2 protein-coding genes and 1 pseudogene are annotated in these 2403 nt (G+C 56.4%); all 3 read right to left on the reverse strand.

Features of this window, described 5'->3' with window-relative positions:
* Positions 1-246 precede the first annotated feature (246 nt).
* Positions 247-477: a hypothetical protein gene (locus HMPREF9538_RS22275; protein WP_009484195.1), complete on the reverse strand. Its 231-nt coding sequence runs from the start codon at positions 475-477 to the stop codon at positions 247-249.
* A 62-nt stretch (positions 478-539) separates the two neighbouring features.
* Positions 540-1211 (reverse strand): plasmid partitioning/stability family protein, encoded by a 672-nt coding sequence (locus HMPREF9538_RS22270; protein WP_009484196.1) that lies wholly within the window; start codon positions 1209-1211, stop codon positions 540-542.
* A gap of 2 nt (positions 1212-1213) precedes the next feature.
* Positions 1214-2185: pseudogene (parM, locus tag HMPREF9538_RS22265) on the reverse strand (plasmid segregation protein ParM domain-containing protein).
* Positions 2186-2403: the final 218 nt, after the last annotated feature.

The raw sequence follows: 2403 nt of genomic DNA on the forward strand, positions 1-2403 counted from the left end.
CCCCCCGCGCGGGGGGGGGGGGGGGGGGGGAGGAAAAACCCCGCCCGTCCCGTACCAGACCGGACGCGAGACACTGGCAGCGGGCGGCAGGCTTGCGTTAACGCCAGGTGAATGGGGAATTGTCGGCTACCTGTCCACAAATCCGGGGCTTAAGATTGTGGATAACCTGAAGGCAAACGACGGAGAAGCACGGGAGAACAGACGCCACCACGTCTGCTCCTTTTTTGAACAGCCAGGAAATCTGTATCAGCGGTTCAGGGATTTATCCCCGGCCACGGACAGGCCAACATAGACACCCGCCCCCCAGATGACCTGCGACAAAATGAAAACCCACTGCGGAACGTCGAAAACCAGAAGCGGAAGCAGACATACCGTCACAATGCCAATCAGCCGGCTGCCAAATTTTCTGCGCACCGGTTCACTGCTGTCGACGGGAATGCGGGCGAGACGGAGAACATTTCTGAATCCTGGTGACATGAGAACCTCCCTGGGATGCCAGTCATTTGAAATCGGTGTAGTAGTGGATGTGATTCGTACTGTTAGTCGCCGAATGCACGCCGCATATTTTTCTTTATTTCCCGGGTATCCGCCCCGGACACCGGCACGGCAGATGTTGCCGGCGTATCCGGTACTGCAGCTGCAGCCCTGCTCACGCCAGCGGTGCCGGCCATCTGCTGAACCAGTGCCTGCAGCTCACTGACCGAGGTGGGCGGTACCGGCATACTGGCCAGCAGACGCGGCAGCTCCGGTGCCGTCGTGTGGAGGGCAAGACCGGTGATAATCAGGTTTCTCAGCAGATCGCCACGCAGACGGGATGACGCTTCCGTCAGCACACTTTCCACCCGTTCCCCACTCCGGCCATTCTGAAGTGTCAGGGTGTAACGCCGGCGCTGGTATTCTGTCTCCGGTGACACGGGCAGAGCAGCCTCACCATTTTCGGGCTCATCCGGAAGGCCGGTGAGTGAGGACCAGGTTCCGGAGACCAGGGCCATCACGGCGCAAAGGCGGACAGCGCTCAGCTGCCCGGCAAAGAACACCGGGATCAGCGCCGGTAAACGGGCATCCACCTGGAATACCACCGCCCCGGCGGTGGCGGCGGTACGGATGAACTCACCGCGCAGGGGCTGTGAGATGGTGCTGATAGTTGCCATCGCCGCGATGTCGGTGCGATCGTCGCTGTGCAGATAGAAAGAATACTGGCCGTCCGGCACGTTTAGTCCTCTTTATTGTAAAGGGCAATCTCCCTGGCCAGCGCCATCTGCGGATCGCCGATAACCTCGATACGGTCAGGAGCCAGAGGCCAGGCCTGACGGATAGCTTCTTCTATGAGGGAAGCCCCTCCCCCGACCAGGAATACCCGGTTAACGTTCCTGAAGGCCGTCAGCTCACTGGTGACACGCGCCCCCAGGGAAGTGATTGCCTCTGTTATTTTGTTCCGAACCTCGTCAATTTTACCGGCATCGTTGATCACACGCTGCAGATACTGACGATCATTGCGGTTGCGGATGATAGTGTCAGCGATGAGGGCGCTGGTTTCGCTGTCTGCCGCCCGCAGCGCGCCTGCAGCTGCGCGGGTGACCTGTGACACGCCGACAGACGGATTACCGTGCACCGCACTGATATCATCAAACTGGCCGACAATCACACCGGCATCGAGCGTGGTGCCACCGAGATCGATAATCAGGGTGGTCTCCGCGGGGCCAGGTTTCAGCTCAGCGAGACGGGAGAACGCCGCCGGTAGTGATTCCGGCATCACCTTCACGTCCGTTACGGTAAACGCCCTGCCCTTATTCAGAACCAGCTCACGCATCAGATTTTCCCGTTTGCGTCGTATGTTCTCCTCGTTCCGCTGGCAGTCCCCGTCGTAATATTCACTCAGGGGCAGCGTCACGGTCAGACTCACCGGCTGCGGCTCCAGTCCGCTGTTCAGCAGCGCATGATGCACAGCCAGCAGGTTGAGATCACCGTACTGATAATCCACGTTTGTTGTCGGGATGGCATCCCGGCTGACGCTGTCCCAGGTGTATTTCAGCGTGCCCACCTGATAATTGAACGTTGCCGCACTGAATTCCGCCACTTTCCAGCCATGCCGGAAGGAGTTCGCAGAGACCCGTGTCTGAAGCTCATCGCCTTCAAACCATGCCAGCTTAACATTAGTTGAACCATCATCTCAGTAAATATTCATCAATATGCTCCGTTAATTACACTCAATTTGATACCAATTATACGAGCAAAATGAAAAAATCAAAGTAATATTTCTCAATATGAGCAATATAAAAATATCAAAATGATTAATTTAAGCATTTTGAACACCTTTATTTACTCAAAATGTTCTTAAGGCATGCGATCTGGATTATCGTCACGCTGTTAAATATGTCGCGGTAGGGATACCCGTTACCGGAT

The sequence above is a fragment of the Klebsiella sp. MS 92-3 genome (genome assembly GCF_000195655.1).
Classification (GTDB): domain Bacteria; phylum Pseudomonadota; class Gammaproteobacteria; order Enterobacterales; family Enterobacteriaceae; genus Klebsiella; species Klebsiella pneumoniae.

What these genes read in the sequence shown, in the direction of transcription:
- HMPREF9538_RS22275 (WP_009484195.1), bottom strand. Translation starts at nt 477, where the DNA reads ATGTCACCAGGATTCAGAAATGTTCTCCGTCTCGCCCGCATTCCCGTC.